Raw genomic sequence first — 3485 nt, forward strand, 5'->3', positions numbered from 1 at the left:
ACGCCTAAAACTAGATGTTGAAAAAGGGGAATGGCTCGTTATAAAAACGAAAAAGAAGAAAGGGAAAAAAGTGAAATTCAAGCCGTTGCAATGTGAAAAAGATTATATGAAAAAGAGAAATGAGTACCATAATCTAAAATGAAAGAAAGGAAATTTTGAAGGAGAAAAATTTCGTCAATCATTGTAAATAAAGCGATAGAAATCCCTAGTAATTTCGCGATAAAAAACGTCATTTTTAATGATTAAAATGACGTTTTTATTTATTTTTAAAGCTTTTGCATTGCACTTTCAATCCTCTTCACCAAATCAGCAGAAACTTTATGAAAATACCTTAAAACAACCGTTCTAATATCATCAGAGATAACTTTCAAATCAACAGCTAAATTTTCAGCAAGATGTTCTTTTTCTATCGGTTTTAACTTCGCATAAAATTCACTAGGCTGCGTAAAGTCATCCTGTTTTGAAATAGAAGTTCTTTCAAGTTTACCTTCAACGTATCTTCCATCACCGCTCGTTATTTGATTAGCAGGTGTCCAATTTCCTTGTTGGTTAATCGTTAATTTGCGGAATTCAGGTCCAATTCTTCTTCTTTGAGAATCGCTATAAATGTTAGCACGCCCTTGCAGCATTTTATCATCTGATAGTTCTGCACCGTCTAGTAAATTAGAAGGAGAGAAGGCGACTTTTTCTACTTGTTCCATATAATTTTCAGGATTTTTATTTAATACCATTTTGCCTACTGGTATAAGAGGATACGACTTTTCATCCCATACTTTTGTATCATCTAATGGGTCATAAGAAAGATGTTCTTCATCTTTCGGATCCATAAGCTGGACATATAATCCGTATTCCACTGGTTTACCATTTGCAATTGCATCATATAAATCTTTCCCGCTATAATCAGGATTTTCGGCAGCCAGTTTATTCGCTTCCTCATTAGTGATGGATTGTACACCTTCAAATGGGTACCAATGATACTTTACATATTTGCGTTTACCTTCTGCATTTCTCCATACATATGTATTAACACTATGCCCTGGGATGTGGCGCAGACTTTTGGTCGTACCAGCATCAGAGTACAAACGGACAACGAAATGTATGGATTCAGGTGCTCTAGCGACAAAACTCCAAAATCTATTAGGGTCTATTAAGTTGTTTATAGGTGAAGGTAACAACGCTTGAATCGTTTCTGGGAAACGCATCGGATCGCGAACAGAAAAGACAGGAATGTGATTACATAAAAGATCGAAAATGCCTTCTTTTGTATAAAATTTTGTAGAAAAACCACGTACATTTCTAGCAGTATCAGGTGTTCCTTTCGTACTAACGGCTAATGAAAATCGCACCATAACAGGAACTTTCTCATTAGAATGTTGTAGAAAACTTAGTTTCGTATGTTCAGACATTGGATAGATCGTTTGAAAATAACCAAACGCACCAAATCCTTTTACATGAACAGGTCTTTCTAAAATTTTTTCATGAATAAATTCTTGTAACGTCTCGTGAAGTACACTATCTTGTTCTAGAACAGGTCCACGCGAACCAATTGTTTGAGAGTGAAGTGTAGCTTGTTCATTACGTTCTCCATTTTCATTAAAGCCTTTCCTTAGTAAAGGTTGCCTCTGTTTATCATAGTTTTCATCCATTAATATAGCCTCCAAATCTTTTTTGTCCATTGTTACTAAATATGATTTCATAGCCTTGATTATGTATGACACGCAAAGTTCAAAATAGAAACAGACCGCTATATGAAAAAAACGCGCATGTAGTGGACCTGTTGAAATAGAAGAAATTATGGAAAAATGGATATCGAGAAGAAAATTACTATTAAAATTTCAATCTTAAAAACGAATTTATACATGACTTTATAGAGAAAGAACATAAATAAACAGGGGAAATAACTAGGAGGAATTTAACATGTCGGATTGGTTTCAATTAGATAAAGAATATATGATGCCTACGTATTGTCGTACGAAGATTGCAATCGAAAGAGGAGAAGGGTGCAAGCTTTATGATGTGGATGGTAAAGAGTATGTAGATTTATTTTCTGGTGTCGGAGTGAACGTATTAGGATACAATCACCCGAAAATCGTGCAAACGACAATGGAGCAAGTTACAAAATCTCTGCATCTACCGTTTCATTTTTTAAATCCAGTTGCGATTGAATATGCAAAGAAATTAGTTGATTGCTCATTAAAAAACGGAAAAGTCTTTTTTACAAACTCAGGTACGGAAGCAACAGAAACAACGTTAAAATTAATTGATAAATATAGAGCTAATATGGTTGAAGTACGTGAAGGAATTGTAGTGCTGAAGAATAGTTTCCACGGGCGTACGTTAGGAGCACTTCATTTTACGAGACAAGAAAGTGTATATCAAAATTTCCCTAAAACATCGATTCCAGTATATGAAGTAGACCGCGAGAATATAGAGCAATTAGAAGAAACAATTGTTAAAGAAAATCCAATTGCGATTATGCTAGAGCCAGTATTAGGTAGTGGGGGGATATACCCTTTATCAATTGAATATTTACATGGTGTTCAAAATTTATGTAAGAAATATAATGTACTACTGATCGTTGATGAAGTTCAAAGTGGTATGGGGAGAACTGGTAAACTATTTGCTTATCAAAATTTCAATATTACACCGGATGTTATTCAAATTGGTAAAGGAGCAGGTGGCGGGATACCATTAGGTGGAATTATTGTTGGTGAAAAGTTATGTGATGTATTTGCACCAGGAGATCACGGCACAACGTTTGCTCATTCATCAATGGGAACGGCTTTAGGGTTAACGGTATTAAACACATTGATTGACGATGGTTTAATGCAAGAAGCGTATGAAACGTCACTATATTTAAATGATAAATTGCAAGAAATTCAGAAAGAAAATTCTTATTATATTAGGGAAGTACGTCATGCTGGCATGATGTTTGGAATTAGTATGAATGATACGAATGAAAATGTGAAGAAATTACAGGTAGGGCTAATGGAGAATGGGATATTAGTTGATGTCACACAAGGGAACATCATTCGCTTACTTCCTCCATATATAATTACAAAAGAAGAAATTGATGCATTTATTAATCAGTTTATTTTTTGTATGAATAAAGTTGCTGCTGTAGTAAGTGCTTAAAAATTAAAAGCTATATTTTATATAAAGTGCACCCTAATTGTTAGTAATATTTTTACAATTGGGGTGCGCTTTTTATATTAGAATTTGGTGAAAGTGTAGAATTTATATTTTCAAAAATAGACGGTTGTTTTTACACAGTATAATTCACTTTTGAATATGTTAATAAGGTGGAAAACTCATAAGGAATGGTAATACTTAATATTTTATCCCGCTTTAATGGGCGGGCTGCCCATTAAAGTCCGATTGGTTCAACTAATAATCAGTGGGGGACGAAGAAAACCCCCACTGATTAAAGTTTCACTTTATGTCACATGATGTGTAAAGGGGGCGTGTAATGAAATCTTTAACGG

At 34.3% G+C, this 3485-nt stretch carries 2 protein-coding genes; one reads left to right on the forward strand and one right to left on the reverse strand.

The annotated features are described in order from the left end of the window. Window positions 1-266 precede the first annotated feature (266 nt). Window positions 267-1646: a catalase gene (locus tag KI369_RS25265; protein ID WP_212958055.1), complete on the reverse strand. Its 1380-nt coding sequence runs from the start codon at window positions 1644-1646 to the stop codon at window positions 267-269. A gap of 271 nt (window positions 1647-1917) precedes the next feature. On the opposite strand from KI369_RS25265, the gene KI369_RS25270 reads away from it, so the two are divergent. Continuing rightward, window positions 1918-3135, forward strand: a complete 1218-nt coding sequence (locus KI369_RS25270) for an aspartate aminotransferase family protein (RefSeq protein WP_212958057.1) — start codon at window positions 1918-1920, stop codon at window positions 3133-3135. Window positions 3136-3485: the final 350 nt, after the last annotated feature.

Source organism: Bacillus sanguinis (assembly GCF_018332475.1).
Lineage (GTDB): Bacteria > Bacillota > Bacilli > Bacillales > Bacillaceae_G > Bacillus_A > Bacillus_A sanguinis.